Origin of the sequence: Agrobacterium tumefaciens, from assembly GCA_025559845.1 — a bacterium.
In the GTDB taxonomy this organism is placed as follows: domain Bacteria; phylum Pseudomonadota; class Alphaproteobacteria; order Rhizobiales; family Rhizobiaceae; genus Agrobacterium.
Window position 1 is genome coordinate 2,359,380 of the sequence record CP048470.1, and the last position, 16,610, is coordinate 2,375,989.

The 16,610-nt window shown below is 49.8% G+C and carries 14 protein-coding genes; all 14 read left to right on the top strand.

What is annotated here, in order from left to right; translation table 11 throughout:
* Positions 1–21: 21 nt before the first annotated feature.
* The 14 genes from FY156_27115 (at position 22) to FY156_27180 (ending at position 16,610) form a co-directional block, all read left to right on the top strand.
* Positions 22–735 carry a hypothetical protein gene (locus FY156_27115; protein UXS05100.1) on the top strand — a complete coding sequence of 238 codons (714 nt, stop codon included), beginning with the start codon at positions 22–24 and terminating at the stop codon, positions 733–735.
* 55 nt (positions 736–790) lie between these two features.
* The gene (locus tag FY156_27120) at positions 791–3,070 is read left to right on the top strand and encodes a polysaccharide biosynthesis tyrosine autokinase (GenBank protein ID UXS05101.1); all 2,280 of its coding nucleotides are present in this window, start codon (positions 791–793) and stop codon (positions 3,068–3,070) included.
* A 24-nt stretch (positions 3,071–3,094) separates the two neighbouring features.
* Positions 3,095–3,766, top strand: coding sequence for a hypothetical protein (locus FY156_27125; GenBank protein ID UXS05102.1), 672 nt, complete (start codon positions 3,095–3,097; stop codon positions 3,764–3,766).
* A gap of 197 nt (positions 3,767–3,963) precedes the next feature.
* On the top strand, positions 3,964–4,929 hold the full coding sequence (locus FY156_27130; GenBank protein UXS05272.1) for an NAD(P)-dependent oxidoreductase: 966 nt from the start codon (positions 3,964–3,966) through the stop codon (positions 4,927–4,929).
* A 16-nt stretch (positions 4,930–4,945) separates the two neighbouring features.
* Positions 4,946–6,076: a glycosyltransferase family 4 protein gene (locus FY156_27135; protein UXS05103.1), complete on the top strand. Its 1,131-nt coding sequence runs from the start codon at positions 4,946–4,948 to the stop codon at positions 6,074–6,076.
* Between the two features lie 123 nt (positions 6,077–6,199).
* A complete protein-coding gene (locus FY156_27140; protein ID UXS05273.1) occupies positions 6,200–7,891 on the top strand; it encodes a type I secretion system permease/ATPase in 1,692 nt (563 codons plus the stop codon).
* Positions 7,888–9,201 (top strand): HlyD family type I secretion periplasmic adaptor subunit, encoded by a 1,314-nt coding sequence (locus tag FY156_27145; GenBank protein UXS05104.1) that lies wholly within the window; start codon positions 7,888–7,890, stop codon positions 9,199–9,201. The genes FY156_27140 and FY156_27145 overlap by 4 nt, the downstream gene beginning before the upstream one ends.
* Before the next feature lie 142 nt (positions 9,202–9,343).
* Complete coding sequence (locus FY156_27150) at positions 9,344–10,696, top strand: oligosaccharide flippase family protein (GenBank protein ID UXS05105.1); 1,353 nt, start codon at positions 9,344–9,346, stop codon at positions 10,694–10,696.
* Between the two features lie 46 nt (positions 10,697–10,742).
* Positions 10,743–11,825: a polysaccharide pyruvyl transferase family protein gene (locus FY156_27155; protein UXS05106.1), complete on the top strand. Its 1,083-nt coding sequence runs from the start codon at positions 10,743–10,745 to the stop codon at positions 11,823–11,825.
* 66 nt (positions 11,826–11,891) lie between these two features.
* The gene (locus FY156_27160) at positions 11,892–13,154 is read left to right on the top strand and encodes a hypothetical protein (GenBank protein ID UXS05107.1); all 1,263 of its coding nucleotides are present in this window, start codon (positions 11,892–11,894) and stop codon (positions 13,152–13,154) included.
* A 142-nt stretch (positions 13,155–13,296) separates the two neighbouring features.
* Positions 13,297–13,497, top strand: a complete 201-nt coding sequence (locus FY156_27165; protein ID UXS05108.1) for a KTSC domain-containing protein — start codon at positions 13,297–13,299, stop codon at positions 13,495–13,497.
* A 116-nt stretch (positions 13,498–13,613) separates the two neighbouring features.
* Positions 13,614–14,219, top strand: coding sequence for a transglutaminase-like cysteine peptidase (locus FY156_27170; GenBank protein UXS05109.1), 606 nt, complete (start codon positions 13,614–13,616; stop codon positions 14,217–14,219).
* Between the two features lie 400 nt (positions 14,220–14,619).
* Positions 14,620–15,720, top strand: coding sequence for a glycosyltransferase family 4 protein (locus FY156_27175; protein ID UXS05110.1), 1,101 nt, complete (start codon positions 14,620–14,622; stop codon positions 15,718–15,720).
* Positions 15,717–16,610 carry a glycosyltransferase gene (locus tag FY156_27180; GenBank protein ID UXS05111.1) on the top strand — a complete coding sequence of 298 codons (894 nt, stop codon included), beginning with the start codon at positions 15,717–15,719 and terminating at the stop codon, positions 16,608–16,610. Before FY156_27175 ends, FY156_27180 begins: the two co-directional genes overlap by 4 nt.

Below are 16,610 nucleotides of genomic sequence, written 5' to 3' on the forward strand. Positions count from 1 at the left end.
GAAAGCCCCGGTCGGTATGTTGTGGGGATTTCGGAATTTTATTACAGAGTATATTTATTGAACAAAGGCTCTGAAATGGTTTTGAGAATGTATTTGAAGTATACCTTTTCTGGATTGGTATTCGCACTTTGCGCAGCGCCGTCGTTTGCGCAAACCGCGCCTGCATCATCATGCTTCCAACCACCGGCCCTGCTTGCAAGCAGCGACGTGGCTGCATTTCTGGAAACGTCGTCCCAGTTGTTGGTGTCGTTTCCTGCAGGTGGCCTCGACATGGCAAACTATGTTCGGAGCCTTGCCGGTTCGAGCAGCGCCACCATCGACCCACTCTTGTCTCTTGCCTCTACTGCTACCGTCGATCAGAGGGGTGCGATAGGTGCCGGGCTTGCAAGGGCCGCCGCTGCCTGCGTGGCCAGGGATCCTGAATTTGCTGCACTTATTCAGCAGAAAGTGGCTCTGGCAGGTTTAAGTGAGGTTGAAACTGCATTCCTTGCAGCATCCGGCGACATTGCGACAGCGGCTTTAGGTAGTCCAGGGGCCGCGACTGCGGGGGCAAGTCAGGCAACAGGCATTACGAGCAATGGCAGTGCGCAAGGCGGTACGGCGGGAACGACCGGTGACGTATCTACTGAAACCGCGACCTTGAACTTCTCTTCTGCTCGAGGCGCGAGATCGTTCACGATCAACAATGGCGGCCAGTCGTTTACGACAATAATCAACGCGGTTAGTCGAAATTGAAATTGCTGTTTTATGTCGCTGGATTTTGGGCATAGTGACAGGAGTACTCTGAACAATGCTATCGCCTGACAAAGTTTCCGCCGGTCTGGTCCAAGATTGGTCAGAAGAGAAAAACACGGACGCACTGGACCTCGATAACTTGCTGGCGGCTGTTCGCCGACAGTGGTTCGTCGTTGCTGCGTCCGTGATGCTGGCGTTTGCGCTGGGTGCGGTCTACCTGCTAACGGCAGTTCCTTATTTCACCGCCTCTTCAAGTGTGCTCATTGATAAGGGAAACGGAGTTCTTCTCAGTAGAATGTCGGATGCCGGTTTGCCGGTGAATGACGAGCCAACGGTCTTGAGTGAAGTTGAGGTCCTTAAGTCCGATACGATTTCCTTGGCCGTTGTCGACAAGCTCAACTTAACGAACAATCCTGCGTTCATGGATGGTGGAAAGTCCGCAATTGCAAGCGTGATTTCTATGGTTCGCCAAGCCTTCGACTTTTCTTCGTGGTTTAATAAGGACTCTGTTGAGGCCACGATGGATGAGCGGCGTCAACGAGCCGCTGCGATGGTTGAAGCCAATATGGTGGTCCAACGCGTTGGTAAAACATACGTATTATCAATTGATTACACGTCAAGATCACCGCAATTGGCAGCCCAGATATCTGCGGCGATTGCCGATGTTTATCTAACCGACAAACTCAATTCGAAATACGACGCAACGCGACGTGCGAGTGAGTGGCTCCAACAGCGTATTGATGAGCTGCGTCAGCAAGCGCTTGCCTCAGATTTAGCGGTTCAGCAGTTTAGGCGTGACAACGGGCTCGTTGCGACCAGCAATGGTGGTCTGGTTAGTGATCAACAATTGTCCGAGTTGAACAGTGCCCTGATCAAAGCACAGGCTGATACTGCCCAGGCAATAGCAAAATACGACAGGATCCAGTCGATCGTAGATTCCAAACGTACCGATGCTATTGTGACCGACGTTTTGGATAGCTCCATCTCGAATGACTTGCGGAAAAAATATCTCGACGCATCAAAAAGAGAGTCCGAAATATCGAGCCGGCTAGGCTCCAGCCATATCCAGGCGGTGCGTCTCCGTACAGAAATGGCCGAGTATGAACGTCTCTTGTTCGCTGAACTTAGTCGAATTGCTGAAAGTTATAGAAGTGATGTTGACGTCGCCAAGTCGCGAGAAAATGACCTTTATAACAAAGTGACGCAAGCGACGAGCGTTAGCGCTGCCGCTGGGGAAACCCAAGTGGAATTGCGCGAACTTGAGCGAACCGCAGATGCCTATAGAAACCTTTATCAGTCCTTTCTCTCGAGGTTCCAGGAAGCGTCTCAACAGCAATCATTTCCCGTTACAGAGGCGCGCGTAATTTCGCGTGCGACCGTTCCAAAATCGCCTAGCTATCCAAAAAAGCCGCTTCTTATGGCGTTGTTTCTTGTTCTGGGTGCTGGTGTGGGAACAGGTATTGGCGCCTTTCGTGAGTTTCGTGACCGGTTTTTCCGGACCGGCGACCAAGTCCGAGAAAATGTTTCACTGGAGTATCTCGGGAGCGCTCCGATCGTTCCCGTCAATAACACGCCTTGGGATACCGGCAAGAAGTTGAAGCCCACAGAGATTTTTCATCTCAATTCTTCGACGAGTTATGTTGTCGATTATCCAATGTCTGCTTTCGCAGAGACAATGCGCTCGGTAAAGATAGCCTTGGATTTTCGAGATACCCATGCATCGAATAAGGTGCTTGGCGTCGTTTCGACATTGCCTGGTGAAGGTAAATCTACAATCGCATCAAATCTTGCGGAACTCCTTGCCTCGCAGGGATCAAAAGTACTGTTGATCGATGCGGATATGCGTAACCCCGGCGCAACACGAGCGTTAGGGCGCCACGCGGAGGGCGGGCTTTTGGAGGTTCTGGTCGGTCAGCTGCCACTGGAGAACGTCCTGATGTTTGACGAGAAGACACGTTTGGCTTTTGTTCCCGCAGTAGTAAACAGACGAATTCCACACTCATCTCAGTTGTTGTCGTCGGTGGAGATGGCAAATACGCTTGATACGGCACGGCGGCTTTTCGACTACGTTATCGTTGATTTGCCACCCATTGGACCGGTGGTAGACGCACGTGCGATTAGCCCGCATATCGACCAATTCCTCTTTGTCGTCGAGTGGGGCAAGACGTCTCGGAAAATTGTCCGTACCCTCATCGAGAGAGAGCGGGAGATATTTGAAAAGTGTGTCGGGATTGTTCTTAACAAAGTCGATCCGGACAAGATGAAGCTCTACAACACATACGGATCGAGTGAATATTACAGTCACAGATATGCTTCATATTATGTTGATGGCTGACGGTACATGTACGTCAAGAGAGTTATGCTTGCTGCATTCAGTATAGTTTTACTATTTATCGCATTCGGGGAGATTGACACGTCGTCTCGTTCTTCGGGGATTTCAGCTGTTTCGAAACAGCTTGAAAGCGGTCAAAGTGTCCGTTTGGACGTTATCGCTCATTATGCCAAGGAGGCGCACGACGCATCAGTTGCTGGCGCTTGCAGAACTGATGTCCTCATGTCAGGTGCAACCGTCGTGCTCGCTAATCTCGACACGGTGTCGCCAGTCATTGATTTCGATAGATGGTCGTCTTCGATCTCAGATGCGCAGGTCTATTTTGAAAGGGCGTTGATCTGCTGGCCGTCTAACGGCAATTTCTGGCTTCGGCTAGCAATGATAAAGCGTGCGATCGCGGAAGTTCCTTTGGAGCAACGCCAGCTTTTGACGCGCTCACAAACGCACGCGCCGGCAGAGGATGAGGTAGTCCGTGCTCGCCTCATGTATTATACAAGACTTGAAGAGCCAACTATTGCTGAAGTGCACGCTCAATTATCATTGGATATCGAGAGGTATCTTAAATACGGCATCCCTCGCGAGAGTATTGAGTTGGCGAGGTTGATTAAATCGCGCTTTCCGAACGATTTTTTCAAAGCCTATTCTTCATTGGGTACGATCCAGACACGCCGGTGGGAGAGAGCTGGATTAAATTTCTAGTAGCGATGCCCTTCCGGTGTAACAGATAGGCCAGCGAATTAACCTTATGTTGAGTGTTTACTTGCCTACCCTGTAGGCATTAGAATAGCTAATATTTAGTTTACTGAACTTCGTAATTGAACCGTTTTAATATTCGCTCCGATTTTTTTCAGGGAGCGCGTTTTTTAGCTCGATACGAGCAAAAAGGAGATTTTATCGTGCGAGATACGATTCTAATTTTTGGTGGTGCGGGTTTCGTAGGAACGCATTTACTTCGTTCTCTGAGTGAACAGAATAATTTTGATCTTGTATCTGTCGACAAGAAAGACGCGACCAGTAAAATCGCGGGCGTCACTTACATCAAACATGATGTAAGAGACCTGTCATCGTTCTCGATTGAGCGGAACATCGCACGGATTTACAATCTTGCAGCGGTCCATACGACGCCGGGGCATCCAACGCATGAGTACTATGACACGAATGTTTCAGGTGCTCTCGAGATCACCAAATTTGCCGAGCGTCACAATGTACCTGAACTGGTCTTTACCAGTTCGATTTCGGTCTATGGCCCTGCCGAAGATCGAAAAACAGAAGAAACAACGCCTCGTCCAGAGTCTGCTTACGGTTACTCCAAGCTCCTCGCTGAAAAAGTTCACGAGGATTGGCTCCGGCGGGCTCCTGAAGAACGCAAGCTGACGGTCGTAAGGCCGGCAGTTGTGTTCGGCCCAGGAGAGGGTGGAAACTTCACCCGTCTTGCCTCGCTTCTGAAGCGGGGGATGTTTGTCTATCCAGGCCGCAAAGACACAATCAAGGCCTGCATCTACATATCCGACCTGCTTGGTGCTCTGGAATTTGCGCGCCAGCAGCAGCAAAATTATGTGCTTTTTAATGCCGCTTATCCCGGGCGGTACACTCTCGAGCAAATCGTAGAGACACTGATCGACAAGCATTTCCCGACGGCAAAGACGTTTCTTGTGCCCCGGTACTTGCTGACCTCCGCAGCCAAGCTCTTAGGAAGCATGGATGCATTTAATCTTGGCGTTCATCCTGATCGCGTTTTGAAGCTTGTCCGTTCGACAGATGTCTATCCGAATTGGCTAGATCGCAACGGTTACCCTTTCCCCAATTCGCTTCCCGAAGTGTTTGATCGTTGGTCCCGCGAAACCAACGGCTCGTTCGTTTAACACTGAGGTAACGATCATGAAGGTTGCGCTTGTTCACTACTGGCTGACTGGGATGCGTGGCGGGGAAAAGGTTCTAGAAGAGTTTTCAAATCTCTTCCCTGACGCTGACATCTTTACGCTCGTTTACGATGAGAAATCTGTTTCAGCCAAACTGGCAAAACACAAAGTCACAACGTCGTTTCTTCAGCGCATAGGCGGCGTCAAACACTATCAGAAGATGCTGCCGTTAATGCCGTTCGCGCTCGAGTCATTCGATTTGACAGAGTATGATCTCGTTATTTCGAGTGAGGCAGGTCCTGCGAAAGGCATCGTAACCCGTCCGGATGCTATTCACGTTTGTTATTGCCATTCTCCGATGAGATACATCTGGGATTTGTTCCCTCAATACCGAAAATCTGCAGGCACGATTGCCAGAACCGTAATGTCTATTAGCGCACCGTTGTTGCGTGTGTGGGACGTTACGACATCGCACCGCGTCGACCATTTCATCGCGAATTCGTCTTACGTGGCTAAACGCATCGAGAAATTCTATCGGCGTGATGCGCACGTAATCCACCCGCCAGTTAACATCGAGCGATTCTCGGTGGCGGACGATGTCGGTGATTATTACCTCTGTGCAGGGCAGATCACGCCGTACAAAAAAATCGAACTCGCCGTGGAAGCATGTAACCGTCTCAATAAACGCCTTGTCGTAATTGGCGGCGGCGTGACGCAAAAATTGCGTGATCTCGGTGGCAAAAATGTTGAGTTTCTCGGGGCAGTCGATGATGCGACCATGTCACATCACTTCCAGCGGTGCAGGGCGTTGCTTTATCCTGGGGTCGAGGATTTTGGGATCGTGCCACTCGAAGTTATGGCAAGCGGGCGGCCGGTGATTGCTTTCAATAGAGGCGGTGCTGTCGAAACTGTCGTCCACGGTAAGACGGGACTTCTCTTCAACGAGCAATCTGTCGAATCGCTTTGTGGGGCAATTACTCAGCTTGAGAGTTCGTTGTCGTCTTTCTCTCCGTCGGAGATGCGCGCTCATGCGCTGAAGTTTGACGGTTTAAGATTTAGGAGCGAATTAATAAAATTTTTCAACGTGTTGGGCGTTCAAAAGCTTTGGGGCGATGAGATCGTCACGATGCCCAAAGCCACGGGGACCTAGTTGGGTCGTGCGCTTGCTTAACGCTTGAGGTTTTTTGCGGCTGTTTGTTTGAGTACCTGAGGGCATGTTGTGACAAAAGAAAATCACAGTCTGACGATCCGAAATCTTGTTGGGGCCAAGACGATGCTTTCGCTCGTACTTGGCGTCGGCTTGGCGAGCGGTGTCGTCAATGCTTTGTACCTCACGGGCTCGTTCTTCATGCTTGAGGTGTATGACCGTGTTTTGCCGTCACACAGCATACCGTCGTTGGTCGCGCTGGCAATCCTCGCACTCGGCCTCTATCTCTATCAGGGCCTTCTTGAGATTGTCCGTGGTAGGTTGCTCGTCAGGTTTGCGAGTTTGGTTGACGAGAAGCTTTACAAGCACGTCTATCGATTGATGATCGTGTTGCCATTGTCCGGGAAGCGGGTTGATACTTCCCAACCGCTACGTGACTTTGATCAGGTAAAAAGCTTCCTGCAGGGGACCGGTCCTTCTTCTCTCTTCGATTTGCCGTGGCTACCATTTTACATTGCAATTTGTTTTCTTTTCCATCCCGTTGTCGGGTGGTTTGCCGTAGGCGGATCGATTGTTTTGATCGGCCTCACGATTGCTAACCACTTTAGCACGCGCCATGCCGCTCAACGCACGAATGAGATCACCAACCGCAGAAACGCTTTCGTGTTCGGTTCTCAGCGTGGTGCTGAAGTCCTGCGCTCAATGGGAATGATCCCGCGCATGACAGAGGTTTGGGATCAAACAAACCGCCAACTCAGAATTGAAGGCGGTCAGGCAAGCGACATTACGTACATTTTTGGTACCGTCACAAAGGTTTTCCGGACGGCGTTGCAGTCTGCTGTTTTGGCTGCCGGTGCGGTTCTCGCGATACAGGGTGAGGCATCGGGCGGGATTATTATCGCGAGTTCAATTCTGACGGCTCGGGCTTTCGCTCCGCTAGAAATGGCAATTGCGAATTGGCGTGGTTTCGTAGCTGCACGGCAGAGCTGGGGCCGACTACGTACGCTTATGGAGCTATACCCAGAGCAAAGTGCTCGGACAACGCTCGCGCCACCATCTAAATCCCTCTCGGTTGAACGACTGACCGGTTTTCCCATTGGCGATCGATTTGCATTCTCGGATGTCGAATTTACCGTCAATGCGGGTAGTGCTGTGGGCGTTATTGGTCCAAGTGCGTCGGGCAAGTCCTCTCTTGCGCGCGTTTTGTTGGGCATTTGGGAGCCTGTACGTGGAGTGGTCCGCTTGGACGGTGCCTCCCTTGATCAGTGGGATCAGTCACGTATCGGGCGTTTTATTGGGTATCTCCCACAGGACGTACAACTTTTCTCCGGTACAGTTGCTGAGAATATCTCTCGATTTGAAGATGATGCATCAGCCGACGAGATCATTGCGGCCGCGAAAGCAGCACGTGTCCACGATATGGTTTTGAACCTGCCCCAGGGTTACGATACGCATATTGGCGATGCCGGTAGTGCACTTTCGGCAGGGCAACGGCAGAGGCTTGCGCTCGCGCGGGCTCTGTACAGAGAGCCATTTTTGATTGTGCTGGATGAACCAAACTCCAATCTCGATGCTGAGGGGGAGCAAGCACTGATTGCGGCGATTGATGGCGTCAAAGCCCGTGGAGGCATTGCTATCATCATAGCGCACCGGCCGTCAGTCCTGGCGAATGTCGATTTAATTCTCATGATGCGGAACGGGCAGATGCACGCATTCGGCCCGAAAGATGAGGTGTTGGCGAGAGTTATGGCCCCTGTTTCGAGGCCACGCGGAGCTCCATTGAAGGTCATAGGCGAGACGGGCGAGGCAGGAGAATGACGAGCACGTCTCCAAAGCGACACACTGAACGGTCGATAAGACTTCACGCTGTAGCGATTTTCGCGATCAGCCTTTCTCTGATTGGCGGCGTTGGTGGATGGGCAGCAACAACGAGCCTTTCCGGTGCTGTAATTGCTTCTGGTGTTGTGGTGGTAAACGATAACGTCAAGAAGGTTCAACATCTCACCGGAGGAATAGTCAGGAAACTTTTTGTTAAAGAAGGCGATCGCGTTGTCTCGGGTCAGGTGCTTCTTAGACTTGATCCTACGGCGACGAGGGCAGAACTAACCATAATCGAAAGCGGCCTGGCACAGATGTACGTGCGCCGTGCCCGGTTCAGAGCCCAAATTGATGGAAGGCAAACATTTGATGCCCCGACGGAAATCGCTGGACTAACGTTACCTCAGAATGCGGACGATCTTGTCAGCAGCGAACGCAAATTGCTTGCTAGCCATATAAGTGCGCAGTCTGGTGCGCGCGATCAGCTTGAATCGCGTAAACGCCAATTGGTAGACGAAATCATTGGTCTATCTGTTCAGCTCGACGCGATAGAAAAAGTAATTGCTCTCACTAAGGATGAGGTAAAAACGACCCAAGGGCTTTTTGACAAGCAGCTCGTGTATCTCCAGCGCCTTCTTGCGATTAAACGGCAGCTTGCCGAACAGGAGGGCACGCGAGGTCAAAGAATATCTGAACGTGCGCAGGCGACAGGCAAAATCAGTGAGATTGACCTTCAGATAAGGCAGCTAGATCAGGATGCTCAAAAACAAGCGAACGATGATTTAGGAGAACTCCAGGCAAAGATAGCGGACTTCGAGCAGCGCCTCATCAAGATCAAAGACCAGATGGGGCGGCTCGATATCGTCAGTCCAATTGATGGCAGGGTCTATCAACTCGGTGTTCATACGATCAATGGAGTCGTTAATCCAGGCGATACGCTTATGCTGGTTGTTCCGGAAAACGATGAACTGACGATCGAGGCCAGGATAAGACCAGCGGATATCGACCAGGTTTACTTGACGCAGCCCGCAAGAATACGTTTCAGTGCCTTCGATCAGAAGGTGACACCCGAGGTCGACGGGGAGGTTACTACAATCGCGCCGGACCTCATGAAGGACGAAAGAACCGGAACCTCATTCTACTCACTTCGTATACGGCCGAATTCGGACAAACTCGAGCTGCTGGGGGACAGACGACTGTATCCAGGCATGCCTGCCGAGGTGTTCTTAAGAATTGGCGAACGGACAGTCCTAACGTATTTGACGAAGCCTCTTACTGACCGAATGAATCACGTATTTCGTGAGGAGTGAGGGCGCATATGATGTCTAGGAAAACCCGCAGGGCAGTGCTTTGAACTTATTTCGTGGGAAGAAACTGTCATCAAGTGGGGCAGCTACGGCCGGGCTTGGAGTTATGTCTCGAGCTTCCAATCAGCTTAGCACACTGCTTTTAATGCTGGTGGCGGCCCGGTTTCTGACACCAAGTGAATTCGGGGTCTTTTCGCTCGCCGTTCTCTCAATCACGCTCATTCGGACACTGCTTTACTGCGGCGCGTTTGAGTTCTTGCTCAAGTCAGAAATTGCAGAAGATTGTGCAAGCGAAGCCCTTTTAGTGAATATCATTGTGGCAATCGGGCTGACCGCGCCGGCTGCGACTTTAGCCGTTGTTGCTTGGATCTTGTTCGACGTGTCTGATGTGCCGTGGATCATGCTATTGTTGCTACCTTCGAATTTCATTAGCGCGGGTGCCTCATGGCAGGAATCCCTTTGCCTCAAAAGCGGGAAGACACGATCTTATTACGCGATTACAACGGCGTCGGAGATCATTTCAGCCGGTACTGCTGTGGTGATGTTCCTGTATGGCTTCGGACTATATTCGCTAGTCGCCAAAGCCTACATTGCATCTATTATAGTCTCTGTCCTCTATTGGAGTACTGGCACTGCGGTATGGTCAAAGAAGTTCGATAAAACCAAATTTGTTGAAATTCTAACTTGGTCATTTGAGCGTTACGGCGCAGTTTTGCTAACCTTTGGAAGTACCTACGCAGCCGATCTAATGCTTGGGGCATTCCTTTCACCAGCAGCTACAGGGATATATAGAGGCAGCAGTCGATTGGTGACTTCTGTCGCTGATCTATTCACCCAACCTACGCGCTTACTTGGCATGACCTTCTATTCGAAACAGGCAGCTAGTGGTTCGCAGTCTGGAGAGTTTGTCGCTCGCGTTTTCTCTGTTGCTGCAGTTGTGGGGTGGTCAGCGTTGGCGGGCCTAGCTATTTCGTCCCAAACGCTTGTTCCGCTCTTACTCGGACCATCGTGGTCGGGTGCTGCACCAGTCGTATCGATACTTTGCCTCGCAAGGGCTTTTTCCTTGATAGACGCGAGTATTGCTCCCGCGTTGGTCGCTCACAATAAGCAGCGCTCGGTACTTGTGAATCAAACACTGGTTGTACCAGTTCTCGTGGCTTCATTGCTCATTTTGTCACCTTACGGAGTGCTTCCAGCAACCTATGCTGTTGTACTCGCTGCAGGTTTCAACAGCATTTGCATGCTTGTCAGTCTGCACAAGCACCTCCGGCCGACGTTAAGTGGATTGAAGACGGCTGGACCAATAGCAATCGTGCCAGCGGTAAGCGTTGTGGTAGGCGGATGGATTGCAGGACAGATCTCGATGAGGTTCTCGGTCGGCGACCAGATACACTTGGCTGCGGTCATAGTTTTCGGAGCTCTATTTTGGTGCTTCGCTGTCTTGTCGCTTCGGCGGTCCATAAGGTCGGTTGTCCATGCCCTGAATGCTGCTCGCTAGCTGAGCGCTGCTTTTCTAACTATTAAATTCAATGCGAGTTTTAAAGATGAAGCGTGCGATTGTATTCTCAGGAAATCTCCAAAATGTCGGAGACTTGGCGTTACTTTTGCAGACTGCGCATGGCTTGCGCGCGACGTTGAATATTGAGAGTATTTTTGTTCGGCAGTGGGCTTCAGTTCATCCAGACGTTGGCAGGCAACTCGCGCTTCATAATATCGAGGTGCTCGACGGGAAAAATCTGTTTGAGTGCTTACGATCCTTGCCCGGAGCTCTTTTGCTGTTTGGGGGAGGGCAGATGGTTCGCGATAATGCGTCACTCGCGTCCATTTCTGCTGCGGCCCTTATGATGCGATTGAGCCGTTTTGTTGGGGGGAAATGTGCCGCGATCGGGTGCGGCGCGAGCCGGATTAAAAAACCTGGCCATCTCGCCGTTTGGAAATTCATCGCGGGACAGCTCTCTATATTTGCTGCTCGAGATAGAAGTTCCTTCGAAGTTGTTAGCTCCTTTAGGCAGCCAATTAAAATCGTCCAGACTGCCGACCTAATTCATTTCATATCACCGTTGACCAGCGGTTTACTTGACCAAAGTCGCGAAGGTGTTCTCATTGCGCCCTGTGAGGATGCTTCAGAGGAGCGGGGAATTCCATCGAAGCTAGTTGCGGATATCGTCGCAGCGTTTTCGCGCAGAACTGGGTCATCGAGAGTGGTATTGGCATGTCACGATTCTAGACCTGGGATGGATACGGGGATTGCGCGGGTCATTGCCGAAGAGTTGATATCTCTTGGGAATGAGACGTTAATTCACGAAGGTTTTTTGCTTGAAGAATTCTTCGAACTCTATCGCACAACAGGCTTGGTGATTACCAACAGACTGCACTCGGTCTTTTTTGCCGCACTCGCCAACAAACCAATTATTCTCGTCGACGATAACAACAGCAAGACACGCGAAGCAGCTGCTGATCTCGCAATCCCATCACTCGCCGCAGGTGCAAGCATCGAAGATGTAGAAACCGCGGTGAAATTGGCCACGGACCATGTTGTGATCGAGACGCGTGCTATGAGGATGAAAGAACTAAGTAGAATTAGTGGCAACAATTTTTCGTTACTTGAAGCTGAAATAAGAATTTAGAACTGAGAACGGATTTTCACGTTTGGTCGCACTAACCACCCATATTGGCTATGGATGTTAAATGTAATGCTCCTCCGGCAGCATACGGGTATCAACGGCGACCGCGGTGAGACCGTTGTAGGGATCATTAATATGGTGATGCGTGCAGCATCACTATTGTCCCGTCTTGCTCTTAGCATCTACATGGCCCGTATGATTAGCTTTGAAGAGTTAGGACTCTTCGGTCTAATCGTCGGAATTGTGGGAATTACGCCGTCAATCCTAGGATTTGGTATAGGATATTTCGTTCGCCGTGAAGTTTTGACGCTTGAATCTGACGATGCGTTTCTACTCATCCGAGACCGTTTTGTATGGAACGCGATATTGGCGGCGGCGATCTGGTTTTCAACTATAGCTATTTCATTGATTTGTATGCTGCCGATAGATTTGCAGTACTTACTTATAGCAATGATAGTGACACTAGAGTTCCTAGCGTTTGATACTCACATCGCACTGATTAATATGCGTAGACCGATATCTGCCAACGTTCTACTATTCGTCAGGTCTGCATTTTGGATAGTGCCGGTAATTCTGTTGGGAGCTTACGACCCCACATTTCGCTCTATCGACACAATATTGATCCTCTGGACTTGCGCTTTGATCGTGAGCCTGGCGCTTTCCGTGAAAGTGTTACCTGATGCACCGTGGAAGCATTTTTTACGCTGCCGCATATCCTTTTCAAAGCAGTGGCACATGTTCAAACTAGCTCCGTTAGTTTACGTGAATGACGTTGCTACGAACGGGCAGGTCTACGTGGAACGGTTTGTTATTGCTCAGCTTATGGGTATGATGGCCACGGGTATTTACACGCTATATTTTTCGGTCGCACACGGTCTATACATATTAGTTTCCACAGCGGTTACCCAGGTGTCTGTCACTAGGCTGGCTGACCTTTACGGTGGTGGCGATCGGACGCAGTTCAGCGCAGCTTTGCGACGTGAGGCGCTCCGCGCAATCCAATTTTCAGTGCCGATAGTTTTTACTATCTCTGCCACGGCTCTCTACATACTTCCGGCTGTTGGATTTGACGAACTCGCTGAAGAGCCAATTGTCTTAGGTCTTATGCTGGTGAGTTCACTCCTCAAGCTATTCTCCGATTTGAGTGGCATTGAGCTGTTTTTACGACGCGAGGATAGGAAGCTAGCCATAGGGAGCTTGTCCTCTCTATTGGCGTATATCGCGCTGACCGTAGTTTGTGTGCACTTTTGGGGGCTTGTTGGTGCGGGTATCGCCAGTGTGGCGCATCAAACTGTGGTTATCGCAGTGCGGAATATGCTTTCTCGCGCATGAGCACATGCGCCTTTAGGTCAGCTATTGCGGATGGTTAACAAAATCACCTTGATTTTGCTGCGCTGCGGGATAAAATTCGCTATTAGTTTTGTACTTAGACTCACAATTGAGTGCGCGCTTCGCACGCTGACGGGAGTGACGAATGGAGATACAGCTAAAATCAAAGCTGATAGATGCATTTGGTTACAACGAACACACGGGTACGCTAGTTATTCATCTATCAAACGGTCAAAGACGAGTTTTCGTCGACGTACCTCAGACCGTTGCCTACGAGCTCGCGGGCGCGACATCCCCCGGTACTTACTACGTCAATGCTATCCGTACGAAATTTCAAATGCACTAGTTTTACCGTGTCTGTGATGCGCCAATTTCCAGACCAATAGAAATTTAGTCATTTCCAAAAAAGTTTGGAAAGTCCGCCCTGTTAGACGTGTGATGTGGTTTTAACAGGGTAGACAGATGATGAGTTTCTCTAGTCTCGTTCAAAGTAAATCGGCGCGTGCTCTATTAGCTTTGAGTGTATTGGGCATCCCCGTCACGGCGATTGCGGCGGGTCCAGGTTCACTTACCCGTAACATCAATCGCGGGAGTGCATTTGTTATGGAGCGTGGTGCAACACTTGCGCCCTTCGCACATGTGAAGTTCTGCATTTCTAATCCTGATCAGTGTGAACGGAAAAACGGACCAAGATTAGTAGAATTTGCCGGTTCGGTTAAAGCAAAGATTATGGAAATTAATCGGAATGTGAACGCATCGATTTCGCCTGTCCTCGATGCCCCTGGAAAGGAAGTCTGGGAGATTGACTCGGCTCAGGGGGCTTGTAACGACTATGCCGTCACCAAAAGAAAGCGTTTGATTGACTCAGGTATCCCGTCCAGTGCCGTTCGTTTGGCTGTAGCGAAGACCGGAGCTGGAGAGGGGCACGCTGTCGTGGTGGTTCGGACGAACGAGGGCGATATGGTATTAGATAACCGCACTAACTCTATTGTCCGGTGGGATCGAACGGATCTTCGGTGGATTAAAATTCAGGCAAGTGACGATGCCAATAGATGGAGCTTGATGTAGGAGATAATCATCACCGATGGACAGATGACATCGGTGTTAGTTGTAACAACGCTACTTTGTTGGAAAGACTTGGACTTTGGCGCGAAGTGATTACACTTGACTAACGTGTGATCGAGTCGCATCAATGGAGCCACGAATTGTCCCTAGTCCAATCGTGTAATCGGCGAATTTTCGTCGCTAGAACGTTGATATTTACGTTTTCAATATTCGTTTTTGTTCTTTTGTATTTTGGGATCAACGCCGGATAGAGATATCGACGACTGTCTCGTTTTATTGACAATTGTTGTGCCCTTCTTTAGGGAATTTTTTTTAGACAGCTTGCATGTTTTCTTTATATTTTGGGGACTTTCCCGGACCTTAATTTCTGTTTTTGGTATTATTTTTTGTTTAGCGAGTTCCTATGGTTTCCGCAAAAAAAACTAAAGTCGTAATCAACGGCAAATTTCTTTCCGCTGGACAAACTGCAGTACATAGGGTTGCTGAGGAATACACTTTAGCTTTCGATAGATTGCTTGCTCGGGATCCAGAGTTTACGCGAAATTTTGATTTTATCCTTGCTGTCCCGCCTGATGCTATTCGAAATCTTGATCTGAGCAGGATTGAAATAGTCACGTGTGGTTTGTCGGGCGGTGTCTTGTGGGAACAAGTATTTCTTCCGCTTTATTCACGATCTGCGTTGCTGTTGAATTTCTGCAATTTAGGCCCCGCTTTCAAGCGACGCGCCGCCACACTCATACATGACGTACAAGCGTATTCCACGCCAGAATCTAATAGCCGAAAATTTCGTTTGCTCTATAAATCACTTACGCCGCTTCTTTGCCGTTTCAGCAAGAAAATCTTCGCTGTATCAGATTATTCAGCTGGTGAACTAAGGTCTGTAGTACCGCAAGTTAAAGAAATTGTCACCGTTCACAATGGTTGCGATCATGTCCTGAGGGCGGCTCCGAGTGAAAAACTCATTTACGACCGCCGCTTACCGATAGGTAAGTACTGTGTCGCGCTTGCTAATCCAAAACCTCACAAAAATATCAAAGTGTTGCTTTCAGCATTTTCTGATCCTCGTTTGGCTTCTGTACCACTCGTTTTATTTGGTCCAGGATCCAAAGCTGATTTTGAGAAGGCGGGGATAAATGTACCAAACAATATCGTTTTCGTCGGCCGCGTCGACGATGGTGAACTGGCCGGACTAATCTCTAATGCCGGCTTGCTTGCATTCCCATCTCTAACTGAGGGATTTGGTCTGCCACCGCTGGAGGCCATGGCACTAGGCTGCCCCGTGGTCATAGCACCAAAGGGGTCACTTCCCGAGATTTGCGGAGATTCTGCGCTGCGTGCTGATCCGTTTGTCGCCGAAGAGTGGATCCAAGCGATACGACGTGTCTTGGATACAGAGATCGTTTCATCTCAGCTTCGTGAGAGCGGGTTAGCACGTAGCTCGAGATTTAACTGGGAGAATGCTGCCAGAAAAATAATGACTGATAGTCGGGAGTTGTGGGCTTGACTGCTTTTGGAAAAAGGCTCCGGATCGCGGTGGGGATTGCTACAAGTGGCAGGGCCGAAATCTTAGGCAACGTCGTCTCGACTATAACCGAGCAAACACGGCAACCAGATTCTATATTGATTTGTCCAGCCAAGGCTGAGGATGCCGGGGACGTGCTCAACTCACATCCTGCGATCAAAATTGTACTGGGCCGACCTGGCTTGCCTAACCAACGCAATACTATTCTAAGCCACTGTGATGCGGATTTGCTTCTATTCCTCGACGATGATTTCCTTATGCAACCAGAATACATAGAGGAACTAGAGAAGCTGTTTATAAGCAATCCGGAAGTAGTGGTCGCTACTGGTCTTGTGAAGGCTGACGGCATTAGAGGCCCCGGATTCTCGTTTGAAGAAGGAAGACGTCTTTTGGTAGACCTTCATGTCGACCAGGAGCCTATGCTTCGAGAAACGTATGGCGGATACGGTTGCAACATGGCCCTCAGGCTCGAAACTGTCCGGCAACATGGTTTGGAGTTTGATGAGAACCTACCGTTGTATGCATGGCTAGAAGATATCGATTTTAGTCGGCAATTGGCGAAGTATGGTCGAGTCGTAAAAAGTACTATGTTGCGTGGTGTCCATCTTGGTACTAAGGGATCTGGCCGGTCTAGCGGTATGCGTCTCGGGTACTCTCAGATAGCAAATCCGGTTTATCTCGCGAGAAAAGGTACCCTGTCTTGGGCTTTCTCGATGAAGTACATGAGACGGCAATTCATTGCCAATTGTGTCCGGAGCGTAAAGCCTGAGCCTTGGGTGGACAGGAGGGGAAGGCTTAAGGGCAATATTCTCGCAATTTATGAGGTATTGCGAGGTCGTTCCTCTCCCTCCCGCATACTTGCGTTCAAATGA